Origin of the sequence: Vibrio sp. 10N.261.54.A5 (genome assembly GCF_041471145.1) — a bacterium.
GTDB lineage: Bacteria > Pseudomonadota > Gammaproteobacteria > Enterobacterales > Vibrionaceae > Vibrio > Vibrio crassostreae_C.
Genome location: NZ_JBFRNU010000060.1, coordinates 1 through 26,241 on the forward strand (window position 1 = coordinate 1; position 26,241 = coordinate 26,241).

Sequence of the window (26,241 nt, forward strand, 5' to 3'; positions counted from 1 at the left end):
TAGTCTTTTGGCATCCCGCTACTCGAATCCCGTATCTGCTTTTAATCTTTTCGCATCTCGACACTCGAATCTCGCATCTGCTCTTGTGCCTGCTTCTCAATCGCCTTTACCATGCCTTTAAAAATAAACAGGTGGGCTGGCATCATAGCAAACCAATACAGTAACCCTAGAAACCCCTTTGGATGCCACCAAGCCGAGATATTCAGCTCGCGAGAGTCACCGTGGTCAGAGACAGTAATCTCGAGTCGCCCTAAACCGGGGCCTTTCATACCGAAAAGCAGAGATAAAAACTGATTCTCTTCACAGCGAATGACCTTCCATGAATCGATTTTGTCACCGACTTTTAGGTTGGGCCCTTCTGGCATTTGTCGAACCGGTACACCGCCACCGAAAAGAACATCCAACCATTCGCGTGTGCGCCATAAAGTGTTAGCAAAGAAGTAACCTTGCTTCGGGCTTCCGATTTGCTGAGCAACATGCCAAAGCGATTCCAATGAAGCGCTTGAGGTGATACTTGCGCCTGTTTTCTTCGGGTAATAGCCATACCCAGCTTGCCAGCGTTTGAATGCGGTTTTATCAAAGCCCCATACATTGCTTTTGACAAAGTTTCCTTCAGCGTGAATGGCTTGTTCAACCATATTTTCGAATGAGATAAGCTTCTGAGGGTACTTTTCTCTAATGATGGTCGAACTGGCGATGAAGTCGTGCTTTAAGCCTGCAAGTAGTGCTCTACCTATGTTAGACGGTACAGAAGTCACCACGCCTAACCAATATGAAGCAATCTTTGGTGTCAGTAGCGATGTCGCCCATAGCCTGAGTGGACGATCGGCAGTTTTGGCAATATGAGCAAATTGGTTTCGGTAAGAGACAATATCCGGCCCGCCAACCTCAAAGGTTTGGCTTTCGCTAGGCGTGTCTTGTGCGAGTTTTAGTAAATAGTGGTTCAGGTTCTGCAAAGCAATCGGGTTGGCTTTAGAGTCAACCCATTTTGGCGCAATCATAATCGGCAAGTTGTACACGAAATCTCGCATGATCTCGAATGCCGCAGATCCTGGGCCAATGATCACGCCAGCTTGAAGTTCGGTAACGGGTACAGGCCCTTTACGAAGCAGTTCGCCGGTTTTCTTTCTCGCTTGAAGGTGCTCTGAATCACCAGTCTGAGGCTGTAAAGAACTCAGGTAGATGACGTGTTGATTCTTTGGCCCAAGAGCAGAAACAAAGTTACGGGCTAAGTTCAGCTCATAATCGATAAAGTCGTGGCCTTCTGCCATGCCATGGACGAGAAAGAAGATAAGATCAAAGTCGGGGACTAAGGCTTGTGTCGCAGCTTGATCGGCCAGATCAAGATACTCAAGCGATAAGCTTTCGTGAGGCTCGGTCCGTGCCTTTAAATAGTCGATATGCCTTGCTGCTGCCGTGACTTGATAGCCTTGCTCAAGCAGGAGAGGGAGGAGTTGCGAACCAACATATCCAGAAGCCCCTAAAACCAGTACTTTCTTCATTGTTACTCCATTTATATCTGTGGTTAAAAACCGAACATTGATATAATAGCGCGATATTTATCTTTATTCATCAATACGTTCCGTTTAGGTATCTCTCTATGTTGCTCTCTTCAATTATTCATCACACACGAGGTGATTTTGTTCGCAGGCTTATTGCGATTGCACTGCCCATCACCTTGCAGAGCATTATGTTTTCAAGCCGAGGCTTGGTGGATGTATTGATGTTGGGTCAACTTGGCGAAGCAGACATCGCAGCTGTGGGTGTGGCGAGCCGAGCGATGTTCGTGACGACCATTATGCTGGTGGGTGTTACCACGGGCGGTGCTCTTCTTACTGCTCAATATTGGGGCGCGGGTAATAGACAAGGTGTGAGAGAAAGCACTGCGCTGACGTGGCTGGTGTCGACACTGTTTGCTTTACTGACTATCGCGTTTTTCGTTTCATTTCCTGCACAAATCATGGGCGTGACGACCGACTCTCAAGAGGTCATCAACTTAGGCGTTGAATACATCGTAATTACGTCATTTAGCATGCTAGCGGTATCGTGTGTCAGCAGTATGGCTGTGGGTTTGAGAGCGATGCACAAACCCGGGCTAAGTACATTTTTCAGCGGTATCGGCATCCTGTCTAACGTGTTCTTAAACTGGGTGCTGATCTTCGGTAACTTAGGCTTTCCTGCGCTTGGAATCAAAGGTGCGGCGATTGCGACGGTACTGAGTGGCGCGATTGAAGTCGCGACTTTGTTTGGTTATCTCTATTTCTCTAAGCATTTATTAGCATTTAAGTTTTGCGATATTAAAGCGGCAGCTTCGATTGATAAGGTGGTTCGCTTCTTGAAGCTGTCTCTGCCGACCACGTTTAACTTCTTAGCATGGGCGGGTGGTTTGTTTGCTTACCACGCGATCATGGGGCAATCGGGCGTTCAAGGTCTGGCTGCGCTATCGGTCATGACGCCGGTTGAATCTATCTCATTGAGTTTATTGATTGGCCTTTCGAATGCGGCAGCTGTTTTGGTGGGTAATCAACTTGGTGCGAAAAACAATGAAGCGGTTTACTATCAAGCGCTTGGCTTAACAATTTTGTGTTTCTTAACTAGTATTGTTGTAGCCGTTTTTCTCTATTTCGTTCAAACGCCAATACTTAATGCCTTTAGCGCACTGACGGAAGAAACCAGAGCCCTCTCAGAGAAGTTCATTCTGATCCTCTGTGTGGGTATTGTCATTCGCTCGGTGCCATTGACTGTGATCGTTGGGGTGTTGAGAGCGGGTGGTGATGTGAAGTTCTGCCTCTATCAAGATTTGATTGCTCAGTGGGTGATCGGTATCCCATTGGCAGCCATCGCGGCTATCTATTTTAAGTTTCCACCTGAGTGGGTATATCTGCTTTTCCTAACGGAAGAAGTCCTCAAGTGGGGCGGGTCGCTCTATCGCATGAAAACAAGAAAATGGATTAAAAACTTGATAGGAAGTTGAAGTAGGGCGCACCAATCGCATCACTTTATCGTTGGCGTGTGATCTATCTTTCAAAATACTTCCTCCTAACAGGGAATTAGTGTAGATTCTCCTTCCAAATTCTAACTAATGCGAGCTGTTTAATGTTAAAGCTGTCAGACCTATGTAAAGGCTATGTCGATGGGGGGGAGTTTCACCCTGTTTTGCAAGGTGCTGAATTAACATTAAACCAAGGTGACCAGCTGGCATTAATGGGAGAAAGCGGTTCAGGTAAAAGTACTTTACTGAATCTTATCGCGGGCTTAGACCTAGCGGACTCAGGTGAAATCGCTTTTCCTCACTTCAATATGCACGACTCAACCGAGCGTGACCGCACCGCTTATCGCAGAAACAACATTGGCCATATTTTTCAGCAATTCAACTTACTGCCAACGTTAAATATTGCCGATAACATCCGTTTTTGCCGCCAGTTAAAAGGCTTACCTGAAGACAAAGGTCTCTGGAGACAGATTCTCTCTGCTTTAGATCTTATGCCTTTACTTGGCCGTTACCCTGAAGAAGCGTCTGGTGGCCAACAACAACGTGCGGCCATTGCGCGTGCGCTGTATATGGAACCAAAAATATTGCTGGCCGATGAGCCGACCGGTAGTTTAGATGAGCGTAATGCAGAAGCGGTAATGCGTTTGCTGACCTCTTTGGCTCGTCAATTAGAATGTACGTTGCTGTTGGTAACACACAGTGAAAAAGTAGCTCTGCATATGGATGGTAGGATCCGTCTGCAAGGAGGGCAACTGCATGTTATGGCCCGTAGTTAAGGCACTACTCGGTCACTATCGACGTTACCCACTGCAGATTATTTTGGTATGGCTTGGTTTAACCCTCGGCGTATCACTTTTGGTTGGTGTTACTGCTATCAACCAACACGCCAAGCAAAGCTATGCGCATGGCGAAAAACTCTTTTCGAATCCTCTTCCTTACCGTATTCGACCAAAACACAACGCCAATAAAATCCCGCAAGGCTTTTATATCCAACTTCGCCGTGAAGGTTTTCAACAGTGTTCTCCTCTTGATCACCATCGTATCACTGATGAAAATGGCGCAAACTTCATGGTTGTCGGTATAGATCCTGTTTCTATGCTTCAGCTACAACCTGGTATAGCGTTAAAAGATCTCACCGCTTTGAACCTCATGAAGCCACCATATCCAATCCTTGTCAGTGATGATCTTGCTGAACACATGGAATGGCACAACGGTGATTACATCCCTTTGATGGATGGTTCTGAACTTGGTCCTGTGGTTGTTGATCAAAATAATATGATTAATGGTACAAGGTTGATTGCGGATATCTCCTTGCTCCGAATGCTTAAACGCAGTGCTGGGCTTTCAGTGATTGCTTGTTCAGACATGCCCACTGAGAAGTTTGAACGTCTTAAAAATATGTTACCTAATGGTTTGACGATCTCTCGTAGCTCTAAGGCAGAGCTTGAGTCGCTGACCAGTGCGTTCCACTTAAACCTAAAAGCGATGGGTATGCTGTCGTTTGTGGTTGGCTTGTTCATTTTCTATCAAGCAATGTCGCTTTCTTTTATTCAGCGTCAACCGTTAGTCGGGATTTTAAGACAAACGGGTGTGTCTGGTTGGCAACTGACTAAAGCGCTCTGTTTAGAGTTACTGCTATTGGTTTTACTGAGCTGGATCTGCGGCAATGTATTTGGCGTGATGCTAGCAAACCAATTGTTACCTGCCGTATCTTCAAGCTTGGGCGATTTATACGACGCTAACGTCGGCTTAACGATCGACTGGAATTGGCGTTGGAGTGGTTACAGCTTACTGATGGCATTGATTGGTGCTTTCTTAGCGTGTGCGTGGCCACTGGTTCGTTTACTTAAGTCTCAACCGATTCGTCTGTCTTCTCGTTTGTCTTTGATGCGTTTTGCGGGTACCGAGTTCACTTGGCAAGCGTTGATTGGCTGTGGCTTCTTGGTTGCTGCTGTTGCTGTGTATCAAGCCCCTCAGACTCAAGAAACGGGTTTTGCGATTATCGCGCTAATGCTGATCAGTGTGGCGCTATTTACCCCGTTTTTGATGTGGAAGTTATTTAACAGCCTCTCTTATTCGTTGCGCTGGGTTCGTGCTCGCTGGTTCTTTGCTGATGCAGCTTCCAGTATGAGCTACCGTGGCGTGGCGACGATGGCGTTTATGTTAGCCTTAACAGCCAATATTGGTGTAGAAACCATGGTCGGTAGCTTTAGAGATACCACTGATAAATGGCTAACACAGCGTTTGGCTGCCGATCTGTATATCTACCCAACCAACAATGCCGCTGCTCGTATGAGTAATTGGTTATCCGACCAACCTGAAGTGGATTCGGTTTGGTGGCGTTGGGAGAAAGATGTGGCGTCTCCAGTCGGTAGTATTCAGGTGGTCAGTACGGGGCCTTCTGAAGGTGAGCTAGAAGCGCTGACGATCAAATTAGGTATTCCGAATTACTGGTATCACTTACATCACTCTAAAGGCGTGTTGATCAGTGAATCGATGTCTCTCAAGCTGGGGATTCGCCCTGGCGACTACATTGACCTCTATGATAGTCTCGGCTCTGGTTGGCAGGTTGTCGGTGTTTATTACGATTACGGTAATCCTTACCATCAAGTCATGATGTCGCATCGAAACTGGCTGTATGGCTTTGCAGGGCGGGGTAATGTCGGCCTTGGGGTAATACTCAAAGACGATGTGAATTCATTAGGGCTTCGCAGCCGATTAGAAAGCGTATTCAGGCTTGGCTCCGAGCGCGTTTTCGATAACAACAACATCCACAGTCAAGCGATGCGGGTGTTCGATAGGACGTTCGCGATTGCAGATACATTAGGTAACATCACCTTGGTTATCGCCGTCTTCGGTATTTTCTTTGCGACGGTTGCGGGAGAAGTGTCTCGCCAAAGGCATATTTCCTTGCAGCGCTGTTTGGGTGTCTCGGCGAAAGAACTGATCCTGACAGGTAGTTTGCAGTTGTTTGTGTTTGGGCTTATTTCCTCCTTAATTGCGATTCCGCTCGGATTAGCGCTAGCGAGCCTAATTGTTGATATCGTGATAAAGCAGTCTTTTGGGTGGTCACTTGAGTTACAAGTGATTCCTTGGGACTATTTGCAGACATTTGCATGGGCCATGGCAGCATTGATGCTAGCTGGTGCTTTACCAGTGATGAGAATGATTCGGAACACTCCGATGAAGTCACTGAGGGATGCGCTTTAGTATGTTTTTACGGAATACTTCAACTAAGTTAAGACAACGAATTCTGTCTTCTCTGCTATTAATCAGTTTCTTCGGCATCTTTTTAAGTGTTTGGGGTTATTACTCCTATTTCATCGATCCTGGTGAAAAGGGCGTGAATGAAGTTAACTCAATATTGGTTAATGAACACTTCAATGTGTTCGAACCTGTTTTGCCAGACCGTAATGTTTCGCTACCACAAGATTTTAAGTTCCACCCAGAGTTTCAGCACGAGTGGTGGCATTACTTTGCATCTTTGAAAGGTGATGATGGTAAAGACTATTCGGTCCAGTGGAGCTTTTTCCGTATCGCAACGGACGAACGTGAAACACCAGGGTGGCAAAGCCCTCAAGTCTATATCTCAAATGTAGTGGTCTCTTCTAAGTCCAAAGTATGGAAAGAACAGCGCATGGCTCGTGGCGGCATTGGCCAAGCGGGAATGACTAATCGTCCATTCAGGCTTTGGATTGATAACTGGAACTGGCGTGCACTCGGCAACACCCCATTCCCAGGACGCCTTCAAGTGCAAACAGACACGTTTGGACTTGAACTCGACACCATTGCAAAAGGGCCCTATGTGCTCAACGGCGATAACGGTTATCAGAAAAAGCACGACTTATTACCTGTCGCGTCTTATAACTTCAGCGCTCCATTTTTATCGTTGAGTGGTGTGTTGAACCTAGACGGCGTTACCAAGGAAGTGGAAGGAACTGCGTGGGTACATAAAGAGTGGGGCAGTGGCTTACTTGGAGTGGGCCAACAAGGTTGGGATTGGTTTGTATTTAACCTCGATGACGGCACAGCGCTGAGCATTAACCGCTATCGTCATAACCAACAGTTGCCTTACATATTCGGGACATTAGCAACGCGCTCAGGCAAAGTTTACCAATTAACGGAATCCGACATTTCCATTCAACCATTGCAAAATACAACGTTGATGAATGGAAGACGGATGCCTTTGCAGTGGATCATTAACGTCCCTAAGCATGATATTAACCTCACAACGCGTATTATACGCAGGGATATGTGGCTTCCATTTGTCATACCATATTGGGAAGGGCCGATTAAGGCGAGCGGGAGTCATGAAGCGACAGGCTTTATGCAGTTAACTGGCTACTAAAAAACACCTAAGGCTATAATTTGATAGCCTTTTTTTATGCCTGCGCCTTTTAGCGTCCCCCAATGAATTGTGCATACAGGTTCGATGATCTCATCTATACTTAATTCATGGTGCATAACAACATTATGGAATATACGACGTATTGTTTAGTATTTGTAGGAAAAACCGAAGTTAAACATCCGAAGAAGTGATTATCTATCAATTAAACTTGGATATAAACTCGTGGTTATTCTTTGTTATTCGTTTATTTAAATAATAAATATAAGGGCGAAATCATGACCGACGTCATCCGTGACTTCTTTAAAATGGAATCTGCTGGCGGCATCATACTAGTCATCGCTGCGGCGATCGCAATGTTTGTAGCAAACTCACCACTGAACGAAATGTACCAAGGTGTACTTCACAGTTACGTTCTTGGTATGTCTGTGTCTCACTGGATTAACGATGGCTTAATGGCTGTCTTCTTCCTTCTAATCGGCTTAGAAGTTAAGCGCGAACTTTTAGAAGGCGCATTAAAGTCTAAAGAGACAGCAATCTTCCCAGCTATCGCAGCTGTGGGTGGTATGCTAGCTCCTGCACTTATTTACGTGCTATTTAATTCAAGTAACCCTGAAGCGCTTCAAGGTTGGGCTATCCCAGCAGCGACTGATATCGCATTCGCATTGGGTATTATGGCTCTTCTTGGTAACCGTGTACCGGTTAGCTTGAAGGTGTTCCTATTGGCTTTAGCAATTATCGATGACCTTGGCGTTGTTGTTATCATTGCACTGTTCTACTCAGGCGACCTATCAACGCTTGCGTTAACGGTTGGTTTCATCGCAACTGGTGTGCTGTTCATGCTAAACAACAAGCATGTAACTAAGCTGAGTGTGTATCTCATTGTTGGTGCAATTCTGTGGTTTGCAGTATTGAAGTCTGGTGTTCATGCAACGCTGGCTGGTGTAGTGATTGGTTTTGCTATCCCACTGAAAGGCAATAAAGGTGAACATTCTCCGCTGAAGCATCTAGAACATGCTCTGCACCCATACGTCGCTTTTGCAATCTTGCCAGTCTTTGCTTTTGCAAACGCAGGTATTTCATTGGAAGGTATCTCAATCTCAAGCCTAACAGGTATGCTACCGCTTGGTATCGCTATGGGTCTATTGATTGGTAAGCCTCTTGGTATCTTTGCATTCAGCTGGGGTGCGGTGAAATTGGGTGTTGCTAAGCTCCCTGAAGGTGTGAACTTTATGAACATCTTCGCAGTATCTGTCCTGTGTGGTATTGGTTTTACAATGTCTATCTTTATTTCATCACTAGCATTTGGCCCAACGAATGTAGAGTTTGATACGCTTGCTCGATTAGGTATCCTGATGGGCTCAACGACTGCAGCTATCTTAGGTTACTTCCTGCTAAGTATTTCTCTACCGAAAACTAAGCATCAAGAAGTAAAACTATAATCGGTAGTCGGCTCGCTTAATAGGGAGCCTACTCACTGAGTAACAAGTCAACTTCTGAGTAGCAAGAAGAGTCACAGAGTCTCCCTCGACTCATGTGACGACAAAGAACAAAAAAGCCGTGATGGGCAACCCTATCACGGCTTTATTGATCTTATAACTAAGCTGCTGTTGTTCGACACTCGCTCTATGTCACATCTAGATCCACAGTGACAATGTCACGCTACTTTTCAAGCGTGGTAAATATGGTCCACTCCTCGACGATCTGTTCGCTTAGTCCGACAACTGTGGCTGTTACTCGGCGGTTCAGTGCATGAGACGTAGCATCGTTGCCATCGCTCTCTAAGCGGTTTTCACCGTAACCAACAACTCTTACTCGGCTCGGGTCGATACCATTCGACAACAGTTCATCTTCAACGTGGTGAGCGCGTTTCTTTGATAGCTCTAAGTTGTATTGACTCGCGCCGACTTTACTGGCGTAACCTTGAATCTCTATCGATGCACTTTGGTAGGTTTCTAAGAACTCAGCCATAGTGGTGATTTGATCTGAGAAGATAGGGTTAACTTCATAGGAGTCATTGGCGAAAAGGATGTTCAGCCGTCTGACTTCTTGCGAGCTAACCGTCTCTCCACAGCCTTCGTTGTCTACCAGAGACGACTCTGGTGTGCCAGGACAGGTGTCTCGTGCATTGACCACACCATCGTTATCATCGTCTTGCAGGTCTGAAATTTGCTCCGCTTCTGGCGTTTCTATGTAGGGCTCTTCATTTTGGCTAGAGCATGCACATAGCGTTATCGTTAATGCGGAAAGTAATAAATAAGGTCTCTTCATCATTAATACTCCACTGCCGTTGTCCACTCGTCTGGAATGTCGACCAGTAGAGCGTTCAATAGAGAGCCTGTCGCGTTCATTACACGGTATTTAGCGTACTGTTCAGAGTAATGCGCATCTAAGTAATCTTTGCGGGCTTCAAACAATTCGTTTTCAGTGTTAAGCAGATCAAGTAGCGTACGTTTGCCGATTCGATATTGTTTCTCATAAGCGATAACGGTTTCTGACGCCGAATCCACGTGATCAGACAAGAAGTTCTTTTGTTGTAACGTCAGATCCAATGCACTCCAAGAGAGGCGAAGGCCTTCTTCAACTTGTCGATAAGCACGATCTCTTAGATCTTTTGCTTTATTGAGTTGGTAAGCTGCAGCTTCTGAATTAGCACTATCGGTACCACCGTTGTAGAGGTTGTATCGCATTCTCAACATTGCCAAAGTCTCTTGGCTCGAACCTTCATCGCCTCCAGCATCATCTCGCCATGATTGAGATGCCTCGATAGAGAACGTCGGGTAGTTAACCCCTTTTGATTGTTTGTACTGGAAGTGCGCTGAATCGACATCTGCAGTCGCGACTTTGATGACTGGGTGTTGGTCCAGAGCATCAACAAGCGCGTCTGATAATGACAGAGGAATCATAGAAATATCGGCTCTTGGGTAGACTAAGCCAAGCGGTTCTTGACCCACTATTCTTCTAAATTGGGTGTGGGTATCAATTAGGTTGTTCTGTGCGGCTAATAAGTTGCCGTGAGCTTTTGCAATCCTTGCTTCTACCTGAGATACATCTGCGGTTGAGCCTATGCCTGAGACTGCACGCTTTTTGATGTCTTTATAGATTTTCTTGTGGATAGCGAGGTTACTTTCCGAAAGGGCTAAAACTTCAGTTGCTTTGACTGCATCTAGATAGATTTGTGTTACCTCCAGCGCTTTGTCTTCGGCATCCGCGAGCAATTGCAAACGAACCGATTCTGCTTCTGCGGCAGTACGATCAATATCATTGAGAGTCGATGAACCATCCCACAGCAACTGAGTGAGGGAAATCGTCGCTTCCTTTCTTGTGAGATCGGTATCGGGGCCGTTATTTGGTGCAGGGTTTATGCCTTCGTAACCAATACCAGCATCCAGGTCGATACTAGGTCTATAAGCACCACCTGCGGCGTCATTTCGTTTCCGTACACTCACAAACTCATTAAAGATACTCTTTATCTCAGGGTTTGTAGCCAAGGTAATGGCTACGGCCTGTTCTAAAGTTTGAGCAGATAGTGGAGCTGCAATAACTAAGCAACACATAATAGGTAATTTCAACAGTCTCAAAGTAGGTCTCCTTCTACTTTTAAAAGCTCCCGCCGCTTCCCAACAAGCGTTTAACTACTTAATTGAAAAGGGTATTAAACGAAGCTTAGGACATCTGCAAGAAATTGCTAAGTTTGTTGGCTTTATTTCGAATGTAAGTCTCTATCCTTATTGATTAATTTACCAATAGTAGCAAGTGGCAAGCTTCGAATGGATGCACCGTAAATAGAGGAAACGTAGTATTAGGTTTGGACTCAGATAGGTAAACGTTGGCTAGTAGGTTGTTTGAAATACGAGTTCCAGTGATAACAATGTGCCAAGCATGGTAGTTCGATTTTTAGTAAAAAATGACAATATAAAAAGAATCGATCGCGCTGTTTAGTTTGTAGTTGTAGCTGTAGCTGTGAAGAGGGGTAAGTAAGGCTCACTCTCGTCCCAAACAACAAACAAAAAAAAAGCCCAAACCAACGTGGTTTGGGCGGATACAAGTATAGGAGTTAATAAGGAAAATGCAGTAATTAAGAAAGCAGTGAGAAGAACAAGTTTGACGGCCTGTTAAACTTCTAAATACGCTGTTTTCTATATAATTTATGACCCACCATTTCCATTTCAGTTCCAAGAAAATTCATTATTTTTTTCTTTTTTTGTAAACATACAGCGATTCAATCGGTTAGTGCTGAGTTTTATTAACTGGTACGACCAATTTGTGAAAATGTGATGTTGCTTGCTTGTTAAATAAATGTACTAAGCGTATATTTCAAACAGTTGTTTAATACGAGTGATTGAAATGGCACCAAGAAGTACAACCAAAGACAAAATCTTAGATGTGGCTGAAGGCTTATTTGCTGAGCACGGTTTTAATGACACCTCTTTACGCACGATTACGAGTAAAGCGAATGTCAACTTAGCTTCAGTGAACTATCACTTTGGCGATAAGAAGACTCTGGTTCGTGCGGTACTCAATCGTTACTTAGAAGCATTTATGCCAGCACTGCAAGATGCATTAGTGAACTTAAACTTGAACGAAACGTATTCTATGAGTGACGTGTTTGAGTCTCTGAGACAGCCACTAAGAGCACTTAATGATGTTAGGCCAAATGGTACAAGCCGGTTCATGTTACTTATCGGCAGAGGCTATACAGATGTGCAAGGACACTTGCGTTGGTTCATTACTACCCGTTATAGCGAAGTACTTTCTTTGTTTACAACGTCAGTAATGAAGGCGAATCCGAACCTCACTCAAGAACAGTTATTTTGGCGATTACACTTCACCCTAGGGACTTGTGTATTCACCATGGCATCAAGTCAGGCTCTGGTAGAAATTGCAGAGAATGACTATGACAGAAAGATAGATGCTAAGGCAGTGGTCGATATTCTTATTCCATATTTAGCCGCAGGCATGTCAGCAGAAGAATAAAACAATAAAAAGCGAAACATTCACAACCAATATAGTGAACAAAAGGATCTGAACTATGAGCTCTCTAAGACAAAAATGGGTAAGTGACCCAGCTTTTAAACTCTTTAAAAAAGTACTACCACCACTATCTAGCACCGAGAAAGAAGCGATGGAAGCGGGTAGCGTGTGGTGGGACGGAGAGCTGTTTTCTGGTAAACCAGATTTCACTAAGCTGCATCAATACCCAAAACCTCAGCTGACAGCAGAAGAGCAATCGTTCATGGATAATGAGCTTGAAACCTTGCTCGCTATGCTTGATGACCACCAAATTGTAAAAGAAGATCGAGACCTTCCTGAAGAGGTGTGGAACTTCTTACGCAAAGAGCGTTTCTTTTCGCTAATTATTGCGAAAGAGTATGGCGGTCGTGAATTCTCAGCTCACGCTAACTCAACTATCGTAACTAAGATTGCGACTCGCAGTATCAGTACTGCGGTTTCAGTAATGGTTCCAAACTCTCTTGGTCCTGGTGAGCTGCTGTCTCACTACGGCACTCAAGACCAAAAAGACTACTGGCTACCTCGTCTTGCTGACGGTACAGATATCCCATGTTTCGCACTAACAGGCCCAGAAGCGGGTTCTGATGCGGGTGGTATCCCTGATGTCGGTACTGTGTGCATGGGCATGCACGAAGGTAAAGAGACGCTAGGTATCAAGCTTAACTGGAACAAACGCTACATTACACTAGCACCAGTGGCGACGGTACTTGGTCTGGCTTTCAAACTGCACGATCCAGAAAAGCTACTGGGTGACAAAGAAGACATTGGCATCACTTGTGCGCTAATCCCGGCTGACCACGAAGGTGTTGTGATTGGTGAGCGTCATGACCCACTTGGTCTTGCGTTTATGAATGGTCCAACACGCGGTCACGATGTATTTATTCCTATGGAATGGTTAATCGGTGGTGCCGATTACGCAGGTAAAGGCTGGCGTATGCTGGTGGAATGTCTGTCTGCAGGTCGTGGTATCTCATTACCCGCACTTGGCACGGCGATGGGCCACCTAACGGCGAAAACGACCGGCGCATACGCTTATGTTCGTAAGCAGTTCGGTATGTCGATTGGTAAGTTTGAAGGAGTTGCAGAGAGTTTAGGTCGTATTGGTGGCTTAACGTATCTACTAGAAGCGACTCGTACACTAACAACTACTTCACTCGATATGAAAGAGAAGCCGGGTATCGTTACGGCTATCGCGAAATATCACATGACAGAAATGGCGCGTACTATCCTGAATGATTCAATGGATATCCACTCTGGTCGTGCAATTCAAGATGGTCCAATGAACTACTTAGCTGCGCCTTACCTAGGTATTCCAGTTGCTATCACAGTAGAAGGTGCGAACATCTTAACTCGCAACCTGATGATCTTCGGTCAAGGTGCGACACGTTGTCACCCATACGTGCTAAGCGAAATGGAAGCGGCAGCAAACCCAGATGAGAAGCAAGGTGCGAAGGATTTCGATAACTTGTTGTTCAAGCATATCTCTCACGCAACTAAGAACACGTTTGGTGCGTTCGGTGCGGCATTGACAGGCTCTAAGTTCATTAAAGCGGATATGAGCGGTCCAACGAAGCCTTACTACCAAGACTTAACTCGCTTGAGCCGTGCGCTTGCAGTGAGTGCGGATTTCGCAATGCTTACACTAGGTGGCGAACTGAAACGTAAAGAGCTTATCTCTGCACGTCTAGGTGATGGTCTAAGTTACCTATACATGGCGTCTGCAGCGCTTAAGAAGTATGAAGATGAAGGTCGTCAACAAGCTGACCTAGACTACGTACACTACGCGGTTCAACACTGTTTCCATAACGCGGCTAAATCGCTACAAGAAGCGTACAGAAACTTCCCGAACAAGATGGTAGGTAAAGTACTTAAAGGTCTAGTTTTCCCTGTCGGTAACCACTTCGAAAAACCAAGTGACAACCTAACAGTGCAACTAGCAGAAAGCTTGATGACTCCGGGCGCACACCGTGAACGTCTGACTCACCTTTGCTACATCGGCAAAGAAGAAGAGGACAGTGTTGGCCTAATGGAGAACGCGTTCAATGCGATGTACAGCATCAAGCCTCTCGAACGTAAGATCTTCAAAGCAGTGAAAGAGGGCAAAGTGGCTCGTAAAGGTCTATTGCAAGATAAACTTGCTCAAGCACTGGCGGCAGATGTTCTTACTCAAGACGAAGTTGACCAAATCATTGCAGCAGACAAACTTCGCTACGCAGCGATTCAAGTTGACCACTTCAGTCATGATTACAGTGAAACTTTGACGCGAAAAGAGTTAAAACCTAAGCTAAATAGCGTTGCTTAGATAAAGAAATGACAAAAGGCACCTTATTAGGTGCCTTTTTTTGTTTTTGTCGTAGAAGTTGCAATAGACGCGTTAACAAATGGTGACTTAGTCAGCAAATATACACTGAGTGCTCCAACCACTTGCATTTTCACCACATTTTTACAGAAATTAGATGCCATTTGCGTACGAAACTTTTATCCTTAACCTGATTTTTTAAGGAAGTTGAATATGATCATCAAACCTCGAATTCGCGGATTCATCTGTACTACAACACATCCAGTCGGTTGTGAAGCTAATGTAAAAGAACAAATTGCTTACACAAAAGCTCAAGGCCCAATCGCAAACGCACCTAAACGTGTACTAGTTGTTGGCTCTTCAAGTGGCTACGGCTTGTCTTCACGTATTGCGGCTGCATTTGGTGGCGGCGCTTCAACTATCGGTGTTTTCTTCGAGAAAGCCGGTACTGAGAAAAAGCCGGGCACAGCTGGTTTCTACAACTCAGCAGCGTTCGACAAGCTAGCTAAAGAAGAAGGCCTGTATTCAAAAAGCCTGAACGGCGATGCTTTCTCTAACGAAGCGAAACAGAAAACAATTGATCTGATCAAAGAAGATCTAGGTCAAATCGATATGGTTGTATACTCACTGGCGTCTCCAGTGCGTAAAATGCCAGAGACTGGCGAAGTAATTCGTTCATCTCTAAAGCCTATCGGTGAAACGTACACGTCAACTGCGGTTGATACGAACAAAGACACAATCATCGAAGCAAGCGTAGAGCCTGCAACTGAAGAAGAGATCAAAGACACTGTTACTGTAATGGGCGGTGAAGATTGGGAACTTTGGATCAATGCTCTTTCTGAAGCTGGTGTTCTAGCGGACGGTTGTAAGACGGTTGCTTACAGCTACATCGGTACTGAACTAACGTGGCCAATCTACTGGGATGGCGCACTAGGTAAAGCTAAGATGGATCTAGACCGTGCAGCGACAGCGCTGAACGAGAAGCTAGGCCAAACTGGCGGTACTGCAAACGTTGCTGTTCTTAAGTCTGTAGTGACTCAAGCAAGTTCTGCAATCCCTGTAATGCCTCTTTACATCGCTATGGTGTTCAAGAAGATGCGTGAAGAAGGTATTCACGAAGGTTGTATGGAACAGATCTTCCGTATGTTCAGCCAACGTCTATACAAAGAAGACGGCAGCGCGCCAGAAGTGGATGAAGTGAACCGTCTACGTCTAGATGACCTTGAGCTTCGCGAAGACATTCAAGATCACTGTCGTAACCTATGGCCTCAAATCACAACTGAGAACCTAAAAGAACTGACTGACTACGTAGAGTACAAAGAAGAGTTCTTGAAGCTATTTGGTTTCGGTGTTGAAGGTGTTGATTACGAAGCTGACGTTAACCCAGCTGTTGAATTTGATGTAGCTGACATCTAATTCAAGTTATCGAATCTAAACGAAATAGGCGCTCATTGAGCGCCTATTTTTTTGTCTGCTATTTGGTTCAAGAGATTAAGAGCAGATATGGGATTCGAGTGGCGGGATGCGAAGAGATTTAAGAGCGGATACGGCTACCGCGATTCGAAGGGGGACAAGAGTAGAAATAAGGGATGAAGAGAGTTAAGAGCAGGAGTGGGGAAGAAGGCTTGAACCGCTTAAAACAGGTTATAAAAAATGCACTAACCCAAAGTGAATTAGTGCATTTAAAATATCTAATCTAAAGCGCTATAACGCTGAATAAACTAGCTAATGATGATGATAAAAGTACCAGCTAAGGTCATCAATATATTGGCTATCGCATAAGTACCCGCATAACCCAGAGCCGGAATCGTTGAGCGAGCGTGGTCATTTACGATGTCCATCGCTGGAGCGCAAGTTCGCGCGCCAATGATTGCACCGAACAACAAAGCTCGGTTCATCTTCAATACGTAAGCGCCAACCAAGTAAGCGAAGAATACTGGCAGCACACTCACTACTAGGGCAATACCTATTACCTGTGGGCCAACTTGGGTTAAGTGCTCAAATATCTTACCACCGGCGCTCAAGCCGATACCGACCATAAAGAACATCAAACCGAGGTCTTTGACCATGTTCAGAGCACCTTGAGGCACATAACCGAAAGTAGGGTGGTTCGCTCGTAGGAAACCAAGCATGATGCCCGATAGAAGCAGGCCAACCGCGTTACCTAGCCCAAACGATACCTGACCGAATGTCATGGTGATCAAACCAAACAAAATACCCAAAATGAAGAAGCTACAGAAGGCCATCAAATCCGCCATTTGGCTGTGGATTGAGATGAAACCAATTTTCTCAGCTAGGCCGTGCACTCGACTCTTTTCACCACTCACCTGTAGGACGTCACCTTTAGAAAGCACGATGTTTAAGTCCATCGGCATTTCAATCTGAGCACGTACTACGCGGTTAAGGAAACAGCCGTATTCAGACAGGTTTAAGTCTGATAGGCGCTTACCTGCGATACTGTCACTCTTAACGACGATCTCTTCTTCCACGATACGCAGATCGAGAAGGTTACGGTCGAAAACTTCTTTACCGTTACGGAAGCTTGGGTCTAGACGAGCGTGGCTATCTGGGAAACCAACCAATGCGATCTCATCGCCTTCTTGCAGAATTGCATCACCATCTGGATGGGCAAGAATACCATTACGTCGAATACGCTCGATGTAACAGCCTGTTTGGCGATAGATGCCCAGTTCACGCAGATTCTTACCGTCAGTCCAAGAGATGAGCTCTGGTCCCACTCGATAAGCACGAATAATGGGCAAGTAAACCTTACGCTGACCTGAAGCGCCTAACCCACGTTCTTGGGCGATTTGCTCTGCCGAGTCGTGTAGGTTCACTTTTTGAAGTTTTGGAATCAAGCGAGCAAACATAATCATACTGATTAAGCCAACCAAGTAAGCCATCGCGTAACCGACTGAAAGGTTTTCGATAATCAGGCTCAAGTCCATGTTTCTTGGTAATTCTGCAAGCCCAGAATTCAGAGCATCTTGAGCACCTACCAATATCGGCGTTGCTGTTAAGGCACCTGCCATCATGCCTGCAGATAAACCAAAGCCTAGGCCAAGGTAATGACTACTGAAATAGGTTAGGGCAATTGCGGTAGAAAGTACCACAAGGCTCAGAATGAGGTAGTGCTTACCGTCTCTGAAGAAGATACCGAAGAAGTTTGGTCCAGCTTCAATGCCAACACAGTAGATGAACAGCATGAAACCAATGGTGAGCGCATCTGCGTTAAAAGAAAAGCCAAGATGTCCCATGATAAGGGAAGTAATCAAAACACCGATTGAATTACCAAGTTGGAGGCTACCGAAACGAATTTTACCAATGGCTAATCCAATCGATAAAACAACAAAGATGAGGAGAATGGGGTTTTGTTCTAACAGAAAAACAACGTCGATATTCACGGTGGTCGCTCAATAATTGGCGTGGAACACAGGGTAAGTTTGAGAGGTGAATTGTATCTAAATATAAATAAATTATAAGCAATATTTTGTTAATTTACTTGATTTTGACCTTATTCTTATTCCGTATGAAAACTGGTCATAAAAAAGCCCGCTACAGTGAGCGGGCTTTCTATAAATCGTACAGTCTAACGCCTAAATGGGTCAGCTGTTTAAGGCTTTAGCCCTGATTCTCGTTTGAGAAATCCTAGCTTAGTCGAAAAGACCTAGGTTTTCTTTTGCGTATGCTTCAAATTCTGTGCAGCCGCCGATGTGGTCTTGGTCGATGAAGATTTGTGGAACTGTATCGACAGGTTTACCAACAGTCTTCTCTAGATCAGCTTTGCTGATACCTTCAGCGTGGATGTCAACGTAACGGTAGTTGAAGTCATCGCGTTTAGCTTTAAGAGTTTCAGCATGCTCTTTTGCACGAACACAGAATGGGCAAGCAGGGCGACCAAAAATAACTACAAACATTTAATTTCTCCTAAATACGGGATGAGGCTCGTTAACTCGATTATGTTAACTATTCTTTAGTGAATGCCACTCAAAATTTCATAAAACTAACTATGCCTCAATGCCATGGGGAAATAAAGATGGAATTACCTCTTAATACAATAGGTTTTGTCTATCAGAGCAAATAATGGTCACAAAAAGGATCCATGCTGATTTCTGATGGGTATTCAGATTGATTACCCTTAATTTAAGAGTGTGAATTACCCCTAAGAATACGACATTAATCCATCTTTAATGCGACAAGTTGCACCTCGTCAAAAAAAGCGCATACAGAACGAGGCATCTTAATACTGATGCACTATATAAAGGCTAAATTCCAATAACCAAGAGTTCGCAGTTTTGTTCGGTCATAGGCGCAGGAGGCACCATGTTTCAATTTATGACATCTACAAAGATCATCTTTGGTGATGGAGCACTTTCCGCTTCATTGTCTCTCTTTAATCAATATGGCTACAGCGTGCTATTGGTTACAGGCAATACATTAGAGCGCACTTCAATTGTTACTGACTATCTTGATGCGCAGAGTATGCGTTATCAGCACATTGCCGTTTCCGGTGAACCTAATATCAAAATGGTTGAAGAGGCGGCTATTTCTGCTCGTCGATTTAAGCCAGATATGGTTGTCGCCATGGGGGGCGGTAGCGCCATCGATATGGGCAAAGCGTTGGCTGCGGTTTTACCTAATCAAGGCAATTTATATGACTATGTTGAAGTGGTCGGGCGTAATGTTCCTCTTAAAACCAAACCACTTCCGTTTATCGCAATTCCAACCACAGCGAGTACCGGCGCCGAGGTCACTAAAAACGCGGTGCTGAAATCAGGCCAAGACCAAGTAAAAATCAGCCTGAGAAGCCCAGACATGCTGGCCGACGTTGCGATTGTCGACCCAACCCTAACTCATGGAACCAATCTATATCTATCGGGGCGAGGTGCGATGGATGCCTTTACTCATCTAATGGAAGCCTACGTGTGTGGTGAACCGAATCCGTTAACCGATATGATTTGTGAAGAAGGGCTGCGTAAGTTGAGTGGTTCTGTGGTTAAAGCGTGTGTTTATGATGAGCCTCAAGCGCGTTCTGATCTTGCTTTCGCTTCTATGCTCGGTGGTATGGCGATAACTAATGCCAAGCTTGGCGCAGCCCATGGTTTAGCCTCCGCACTAGGAGGTAAGATTTCTGCGCCTCATAGTGTGATTACCGCGCGTTTAGCGCCGTTTGTGATGTTGGAGAACATAGCCGTTGCAAAAGAGCAGCAAAGAAGCGACATCCTAGCGCGTTATCAGCGAATCGCTCAGATAGTAACAGGTAACGTAGAAGCAATAGAAGAGGAGGCAATTTCTTGGTTATCGGAAGTGCTTGATACGCTTAAGTTACCCAACTTGTTGGAATTTGGTGTCTGTGAAGCCCAGTTTGATGAGGTGTCTGCCGACGCGCTCAAATCAGTGGCGATTAAAGGAAACCCTTTGCCGCTTAACCAAGAGAGGCTCGTGCATATTTTGAAGCAAGTATGCGAGAAGTGCAGTTGTAGAGAAGGGCATCATGAGGGAGCTTCAATGAATCAAATTGGGCAAGAGCCAGCTGTCGAGTCGAGCTTTACCATTATCAATTCTTATGCGTCCGAAAACAGCGTGGTTGAGAAGGGCAATAGTTGGACTATCTAACGGTCTTAAACTTGTTCGTTGTATAAGTCATTTTATACAGACAAATAAAAACGGAGCTCTAGGCTCCGTTTTTTTAATTCAACTTGTTCTCTGGTCATCTGTTTTCAGTTCATGACTAAGCAGATTAGAACTGAGAGTACTTCTCGTAACGTGAATCACGAAGTGACTCTTTGACGCGCTTTAGGTTCTCTCTGAAACCAGAACCACGACGTAGCGTAAAGCCTGTCGCTAGCACATCGATAACCGTCATCTGAACAACGCGACTTGCCATTGGCATGTAAACGTCAGTGTCTTCTGGAACATCCAGAGAAATAGACAACGAGCTCGCTTTATCCAGTGGAGAATCTTTTGCTGTGATAGCAATAACTGTCGCACCGTTTTCACGCGCTAAGTTTGCAATCTCAACTTGGCTTTTAGTGCGGCCAGTATGAGAGATAAGAACAATAACGTCGTTATCACTGCAGTTAATGCAGCTCATTCGTTGCATCACGATGTCTTCGAAACATGTGATTGGGATATTAAAACGAATAAACTTGTTTTGAGCATCTTTGGCGACAGCAGAAGAGGCACCCAGTCCGAAGAACGAAATGCGTTTTGCTTGAGTCAGCAAGTCAACAGCACGGTTTACTTGCATCGCGTCTAGACTGTTTTTAGCAACGTCTAGACAAGCCATAGTTGATTCGAAAATCTTATGCGTATAAGCATCTGGACCATCATCTTCTTCAACATTACGGTTCACGTAAGGTGTACCGTTTGCCAAGCTTTGAGCTAGGTGAAGTTTGAAGTCAGGGAAGCCCTTTGTGTCTAATCGACGACAGAAGCGGTTAACTGTAGGCTCACTCACGTCAGCCATTTTAGCTAAGGTAGCAATGCTAGAATGAATTGCAGTTTGAGGGGAAGCCATAATTACTTCGGCTACCTTGCGCTCAGACTTGCTGAAATTTTCCAGGTTTTTTTGTATTTTTTCTAATGTATTCATAGTGTTCACAAGGGTATAGAGAACAACTTGCTAGTTAATATCTTTTACCAGGGGGTATGGCTGAAGCAAATATCAGTAAACACAAAGCCGATGTATATTCGGTTTCGTAAATACTGCTGCGTCAAATAGATATCAAGCTAACTAGCACCATAGAGTCAGTATAAACCCAACATACTATTTACTAATACAAAAACAGGGCATGAATGCTTAAGAATATGACAAACCTCAACAAAATTTTAGAAAACTACAGAATTGGAAGAGAGTTTGAGCAAAAAGAATGCAAAATGGGTATGAACTGACAGCTTAGTTACATCAAAAAGAAAGAAATTTTCAATTTGATGCAACTAAAATTGAATGACTATGCGTTGATTTGCGTAACCAGTTTGTTGATTTTGCCCATCAAGTTTGGTGCTAGTTTAGAGATCTCACGCTGTTCTTCAAGCACTGACGAAAGAATGTCATTGCCTGTTAGTGGGTTTGCTAATACCACGCGGAAAACGATGATTGGCTGATGTACCCATGCTTCAGGGTTTAAGCGTGTACGTGACACGAAAGACTTACCTGTTTCACGCTGCTTCTTCTGAATAAACTTAGTCAGCTCATTGAGCAACTCATTCAGTTCGACACGATGTTCAGGCTCAGCTTTAAGCAGTGCCGCTTTGACTGACTCAGGGACATAGCGATAAGTCAGTAGGCAAAGCTCAGGTTCTGAAACCAGCTCGAAGTCGCTCTGATCTTTAATTAGGTCGGCAAAGTAGCGCGCTTTGTTGATGCTTTGGTCGATCAGCAGTTCATAACCTGGGCGGCTAATGATGTGCATTGCGGCGTAAACCAGCATTGCCATACCTGAACGAGAACCTTCTAACGTATGGCTGCCTAAATCTTTTGAGCCTTTACGAAGAATGTATTGAGCATGATGTTCAATCGCAGTCATCGCATCTGGCTTCTTAAACAGAACCATACCCGCACCCATAGGGATATAAAGCTGTTTATGCGCATCAATCGTGACTGAATCCGCCAGTTCAATACCATCAAGTAGGTGACGATGATTGTTAGACATCAGAGTCGCACCGCCCCAAGCTGCATCAACGTGGAAATGACAATCGGATTCGGCACACACCTCAGCAATGTCTCTTAGCGGGTCGATATTACCGGTTTCGGTTGTACCAGCCACACCAATGACGGCGAAAGGTTTGATCTTGTTCTGCTTGAGCTGCTCGATCTTGAGTCTTAAATCATCAGTACAAATACGGTTGTCGTTATCTGTTTTAACAGACACTAGACCTTCTTGACCAATACCAAGGACATCCGCGGCTTTTTTCAGAGAGTAGTGGCCACGTTCAGAGACTAAGATGGCAAGGCCTTCGTAGTCGTAGTGCTTCATGGCTTTAAACAGGCCTTCTTTTTCTACACCTTTGAACGAACCTTGCGCTTTTAGTGCGTTGTTACGTGCAACCCAGAGCGCTGTAATGTTCGCGATGGTACCGCCAGAACAAAACGCACCTAAAGAGTGGTTTGCGCTGTGCATCCAACGAGAATAAAACTGGTCACTATCTTGATAAATAAGGCGATGTAACATGCCCAGAACTTGACGTTCTAGGGGAGTGAACGCTTTTGAGGTCTCGATTTTTACTAGATTCTGATTCAACGCAATCATGATTTTTGAAAGCGGCATCAGGAAGTACGGCAACGCAGAGGTCATGTGGCCAATAAAACTTGGCGAAGACGTGTGAACCGAATGAGACACAAGAGAATCGAGGAGATGCTCAGTATGTTCAGAAACAAACTCAGGCTGCTCTGGGATATGAGCATTTGAAAAATCTTTCTCAATTTCACGTAGCGGCTTTTCTTCAGCCACAATATGTTCACGTAAGAATTGATTCAGGTTTCGTGAAAGTTTGTCTTCAATTTGAGTGAGTGTTGAATCTGGGCCTTCAGGTACCGTGAAGATACGTAGAAGACTGTCGAAGCTAACATCTGCTGTTTTTTGTTCCGTAACCATAGCAAGCGAGTTATTTTTCTAATATTGACGCGAGCGGGACAATCTAAACGAAAACGGGAACAATGTCCCGTCTTAATTATGAAATCCAACTTCTCAAAAAAGCATATTAAATGCGGGGTTATTTACACTTAATCGCTTCAAGTTTACTGATCGACTGGTTGTAACGCTGCAGCGCTGAGTCGATTTGCTTAGGGTGACTAAGCAGCTCTGCAAAGGCAGAACGTAGTTCGTAGTTTTGAGCGTGAGGCGTTGATTGGCGGTCATCGAATGTTGTTTTCGCGATTTTACCAAGCTCATCATCACGTGTTGATAGCGTTTTAATGTCGTGTTGCTCAAGTTGCAACCAACCTTCTACAGGTTGCTCTGTTGCCACTTTGCTTGAGTCGTTTACTAAGTAGTAGTGAACCGCAGCACGGTTAAGCTCAAAGTGGTGCTTACGACCTTCTAGGAACCACTCACTCACTTCTGTTAGCTCTGGATATTGCTCAGAGGTTAATGCAGCAAGGTCGGCATACCAATTCAAAGAAGCGTCGATGTACGCATCATATTTTTTTGCTTGGCACTGGTTTGTCTCAGACATTGAATCTGCTGCAAAAGAGAAAGTAGAAGTTGAAGCTAGCAGTAATGCGACGCAAAGGCGTTTCATAGTGGTTCCTTTTGTAAGTTTATTCTTTTTATAACTTTGTCGTTACAGGTTACCGTGATCGTTATTTGTTGAGCAATGACACTTAGTGTCTTTTTATTTCGGTAACTGTATCGGTGTCTTAGGCATTGGTATTCGAGTTGCATTCTAATCTAAAACAAACGCTATTCCTGCGATCTAGTTAGCAAGAGATACAAAGAACAACATCAATATCGGAACAAGCAAGCTGAGGATAAAGCCACTGACGATAGCGATAGGCACACATCTAACGCCGCCTGTTGTTTGAATGACCGGTAAGGTGAAGTCCATCGCAGTCGCACCAGCATAACCAATGGAAGTGCATGGGTAGCTGCGAATTAGCACTGGAATCAGTACCAAGGCAACTAACTCTCTTAACAGCTCAAGCATGAAAGAAGCGCCACCATAGACAGGACCAAAGGCGTCACCCATTAAGATACCAGCCAGAGAGTACCAACCAAATCCAGAAGACATTGCCAAGGCTTTGAACAGAGGGATATCTAGGATGTAAGCCGCGATTACACCACCTAACATTGAGGTGATGATAATGGTGATTGCGATAACCATACCGTGCTTGTTGAGTAAGATCTGACGAAGTGTGAGTCCGCTATTACGCAGCTGAATGCCGATAAAGAATAGAAGAACAAACAGAATCCATTCGCTTGCGGTATCAACCCAATCAAGGCCAATAGGCAGCACTAAGCCAGCGATTAGCCCTGAACCTACCACTAAGATGAGTTTTGCAGATTCCATCGCCATAGAAGAGAGGGGAAGCTTCTTCTTGCTACTGTCGGTTTTGAGTGGCAATAACTTATCAATAGCGGGCAGTGCCATTAGGTTACATACGCTTAAGCAGACAAAGAAAGTGACGGTATATAGAAGGATTGTCTGCAGGTTACTGCCTAGGTTATCGAGGGCGGCTAAGCTTAGTCCCATTAACGCCAGAATCACGTAGATCAACCGCGATGTTGAGCGGTTGATAAATTCTAATGTCTGAGCGTTCGAAATTGCAAAAAGATACCCCACGACGAGTGGCGCAAATATAAAGATCATCCCTGTAAACATGCTTTCCCCATTGCATTTACTTCATATTACACTTACTTGTAATTTAACAGTGACTTAGAAGCCGCTAGTATTGATCACGTCGCTTAGCTTTGCATTAAAATCATGCTTGCTCAAGTTGCTTAATTTATAAAGCACCTCTGCACCTGTCACGTTAAGTTCAACTTCGTGATCATCGATGTTCTCATCCTTGTTTCTGAACATCAGCAGGTGGTTAGCGATTCGAGCGATATCTAAGTAAGAGACTTCACGCTGTTCGTGGTTATTGATGGTATTGCTGCACACATCAATAAAGTCGCTGTCGAAGCCCCAACGGTTAAGCACCAATTTACTGGTAGCAGAACATTGGCCTTGGAAGATTTGTAGAGCGATGTCGTGATCTAGGTAATTGCCATTTTCGAGGTAGAGGTGGTATTCGCTAACCAAACAGAACAAACCAATATCAGCCAGTAATCCAACAAGCAGCGATTTTTCATGCTCAAGGTAACGGTATTCAGTAGGGGAGAGCTCTTTGAAGCTGTTGGTAACAAGCACCATAGTAGCGCCCAGCTCTTTTGATACAGAAGCGCTCTGAACCAATACCTTATTACATTCTTTACTGAGGTTGACTGAGTGTTTGAGTTGCTCAATAGCCTGAGCCGTCACGATGTCACGTACTCTTAATATGCCAAGGCGCGACACCGCCGTCATAATATCAACACAAGTAATATTACGTCGGTTAAAGACGACAGAGTTAGCCACACGAATGACAATAGCAGCGAGGCCTGGGTCTTCGAGTAAGCACTCGGCAACGTCAGCAATCCCAGTTGATTCAAGGGTACAAAGCGATTGAATCTTCAGTACAACGTTAGGGATAGGAGGAAGTGTTATTTTTCCCGCTGAGATAGAATGTCCAACAAGTTGGGCAAACTCTGATTCTAGACCCTTTAAGAGAAGAGCCTTATTTTGAGGTAGCCAGAAAAACGATAAATGATTCATATAAAAAGTAAAAACAGGTCTGTCCTGCCATTTTACAAGCCACGATGCTGCGAGGCAATACTCACCCGTCTACATAACCTTTAATAATTTGAACCGGTGTATCACTAGGTGTCCAAATTCAAGCATGGTTTGATAGTTTACTGTGAAGTCAATCATGAAAAACCGGAATACTCAATTGATTGATGTGAACTAAGTCCAGACTTATTTTTCTTTTCGAAGTATGATTTATTTAAAGGTGAAAAACGAAACCATAATATTCACCTATAGAATAACAAAATAGATTTAAAATTTTCG

General features: G+C 44.6%; 19 protein-coding genes. 9 read left to right on the top strand and 10 right to left on the bottom strand.

The window, feature by feature from the left end:
• Positions 1-41: 41 nt before the first annotated feature.
• Complete coding sequence (locus AB4329_RS18395; protein ID WP_372138980.1) at positions 42-1,502, bottom strand: DUF2867 domain-containing protein; 1,461 nt, start codon at positions 1,500-1,502, stop codon at positions 42-44.
• Positions 1,503-1,600: 98 nt separating this feature from the next.
• On the opposite strand from AB4329_RS18395, the gene AB4329_RS18400 reads away from it, so the two are divergent.
• The 5 genes from AB4329_RS18400 to nhaA all read left to right on the top strand — a co-directional run bounded on the left by AB4329_RS18400 (position 1,601) and on the right by nhaA (position 8,779).
• Positions 1,601-2,974: an MATE family efflux transporter gene (locus tag AB4329_RS18400; RefSeq protein WP_017060384.1), complete on the top strand. Its 1,374-nt coding sequence runs from the start codon at positions 1,601-1,603 to the stop codon at positions 2,972-2,974.
• A 122-nt stretch (positions 2,975-3,096) separates the two neighbouring features.
• Positions 3,097-3,768: an ABC transporter ATP-binding protein gene (locus AB4329_RS18405; protein ID WP_017060385.1), complete on the top strand. Its 672-nt coding sequence runs from the start codon at positions 3,097-3,099 to the stop codon at positions 3,766-3,768.
• Complete coding sequence (locus AB4329_RS18410) at positions 3,749-6,202, top strand: ABC transporter permease (protein WP_137001714.1); 2,454 nt, start codon at positions 3,749-3,751, stop codon at positions 6,200-6,202. Before AB4329_RS18405 ends, AB4329_RS18410 begins: the two co-directional genes overlap by 20 nt.
• Positions 6,192-7,340 (top strand): lipocalin-like domain-containing protein, encoded by a 1,149-nt coding sequence (locus tag AB4329_RS18415; protein ID WP_017068753.1) that lies wholly within the window; start codon positions 6,192-6,194, stop codon positions 7,338-7,340. Before AB4329_RS18410 ends, AB4329_RS18415 begins: the two co-directional genes overlap by 11 nt.
• A gap of 275 nt (positions 7,341-7,615) precedes the next feature.
• The gene (nhaA, locus tag AB4329_RS18420; RefSeq protein WP_372074202.1) at positions 7,616-8,779 is read left to right on the top strand and encodes a Na+/H+ antiporter NhaA; all 1,164 of its coding nucleotides are present in this window, start codon (positions 7,616-7,618) and stop codon (positions 8,777-8,779) included.
• A gap of 220 nt (positions 8,780-8,999) precedes the next feature.
• Here nhaA and AB4329_RS18425 read toward each other — a convergent pair whose 3' ends face one another.
• Together AB4329_RS18425 and AB4329_RS18430 are read right to left on the bottom strand one after the other, a co-directional pair.
• A complete protein-coding gene (locus tag AB4329_RS18425; protein WP_017060388.1) occupies positions 9,000-9,611 on the bottom strand; it encodes an OmpA family protein in 612 nt (203 codons plus the stop codon).
• Complete coding sequence (locus AB4329_RS18430) at positions 9,611-10,918, bottom strand: TolC family outer membrane protein (protein WP_017095900.1); 1,308 nt, start codon at positions 10,916-10,918, stop codon at positions 9,611-9,613. The genes AB4329_RS18425 and AB4329_RS18430 overlap by 1 nt, the downstream gene beginning before the upstream one ends.
• A 766-nt stretch (positions 10,919-11,684) precedes the next feature.
• On the opposite strand from AB4329_RS18430, the gene AB4329_RS18435 reads away from it, so the two are divergent.
• The 3 genes from AB4329_RS18435 to fabV all read left to right on the top strand — a co-directional run bounded on the left by AB4329_RS18435 (position 11,685) and on the right by fabV (position 16,065).
• Complete coding sequence (locus AB4329_RS18435; protein WP_017065403.1) at positions 11,685-12,314, top strand: TetR/AcrR family transcriptional regulator; 630 nt, start codon at positions 11,685-11,687, stop codon at positions 12,312-12,314.
• Between the two features lie 55 nt (positions 12,315-12,369).
• Positions 12,370-14,652 (top strand): acyl-CoA dehydrogenase, encoded by a 2,283-nt coding sequence (locus AB4329_RS18440; RefSeq protein WP_017071963.1) that lies wholly within the window; start codon positions 12,370-12,372, stop codon positions 14,650-14,652.
• Between the two features lie 210 nt (positions 14,653-14,862).
• Entirely contained in the window at positions 14,863-16,065 is a 1,203-nt protein-coding gene (fabV, locus tag AB4329_RS18445; protein WP_017060392.1) for an enoyl-ACP reductase FabV, read from the top strand.
• A 305-nt stretch (positions 16,066-16,370) separates the two neighbouring features.
• Here the strand turns inward: fabV and AB4329_RS18450 are convergent, their stop codons facing one another.
• Together AB4329_RS18450 and AB4329_RS18455 are read right to left on the bottom strand one after the other, a co-directional pair.
• Positions 16,371-18,053: an aspartate:alanine antiporter gene (locus AB4329_RS18450; RefSeq protein ID WP_017060395.1), complete on the bottom strand. Its 1,683-nt coding sequence runs from the start codon at positions 18,051-18,053 to the stop codon at positions 16,371-16,373.
• A 249-nt stretch (positions 18,054-18,302) separates the two neighbouring features.
• Positions 18,303-18,566, bottom strand: a complete 264-nt coding sequence (locus AB4329_RS18455; RefSeq protein ID WP_009847069.1) for a GrxA family glutaredoxin — start codon at positions 18,564-18,566, stop codon at positions 18,303-18,305.
• A 406-nt stretch (positions 18,567-18,972) separates the two neighbouring features.
• On the opposite strand from AB4329_RS18455, the gene AB4329_RS18460 reads away from it, so the two are divergent.
• Positions 18,973-20,265, top strand: a complete 1,293-nt coding sequence (locus AB4329_RS18460; protein WP_017060396.1) for an iron-containing alcohol dehydrogenase — start codon at positions 18,973-18,975, stop codon at positions 20,263-20,265.
• 124 nt (positions 20,266-20,389) lie between these two features.
• On the opposite strand, the gene AB4329_RS18465 is transcribed toward AB4329_RS18460, so the two are convergent.
• From AB4329_RS18465 to AB4329_RS18485, 5 genes are all read right to left on the bottom strand, one after another.
• Positions 20,390-21,244 (bottom strand): MurR/RpiR family transcriptional regulator, encoded by an 855-nt coding sequence (locus AB4329_RS18465; RefSeq protein ID WP_004734686.1) that lies wholly within the window; start codon positions 21,242-21,244, stop codon positions 20,390-20,392.
• 358 nt (positions 21,245-21,602) lie between these two features.
• Positions 21,603-23,246 (bottom strand): pyridoxal-dependent aspartate 1-decarboxylase PanP, encoded by a 1,644-nt coding sequence (panP, locus tag AB4329_RS18470; protein ID WP_017060397.1) that lies wholly within the window; start codon positions 23,244-23,246, stop codon positions 21,603-21,605.
• Positions 23,247-23,364: 118 nt separating this feature from the next.
• Complete coding sequence (locus AB4329_RS18475) at positions 23,365-23,892, bottom strand: hypothetical protein (RefSeq protein WP_017066066.1); 528 nt, start codon at positions 23,890-23,892, stop codon at positions 23,365-23,367.
• A gap of 174 nt (positions 23,893-24,066) precedes the next feature.
• On the bottom strand, positions 24,067-24,972 hold the full coding sequence (locus AB4329_RS18480) for a lysine exporter LysO family protein (protein ID WP_017071961.1): 906 nt from the start codon (positions 24,970-24,972) through the stop codon (positions 24,067-24,069).
• A 54-nt stretch (positions 24,973-25,026) separates the two neighbouring features.
• Positions 25,027-25,947: an HDOD domain-containing protein gene (locus AB4329_RS18485; RefSeq protein ID WP_372138982.1), complete on the bottom strand. Its 921-nt coding sequence runs from the start codon at positions 25,945-25,947 to the stop codon at positions 25,027-25,029.
• Positions 25,948-26,241: the final 294 nt, after the last annotated feature.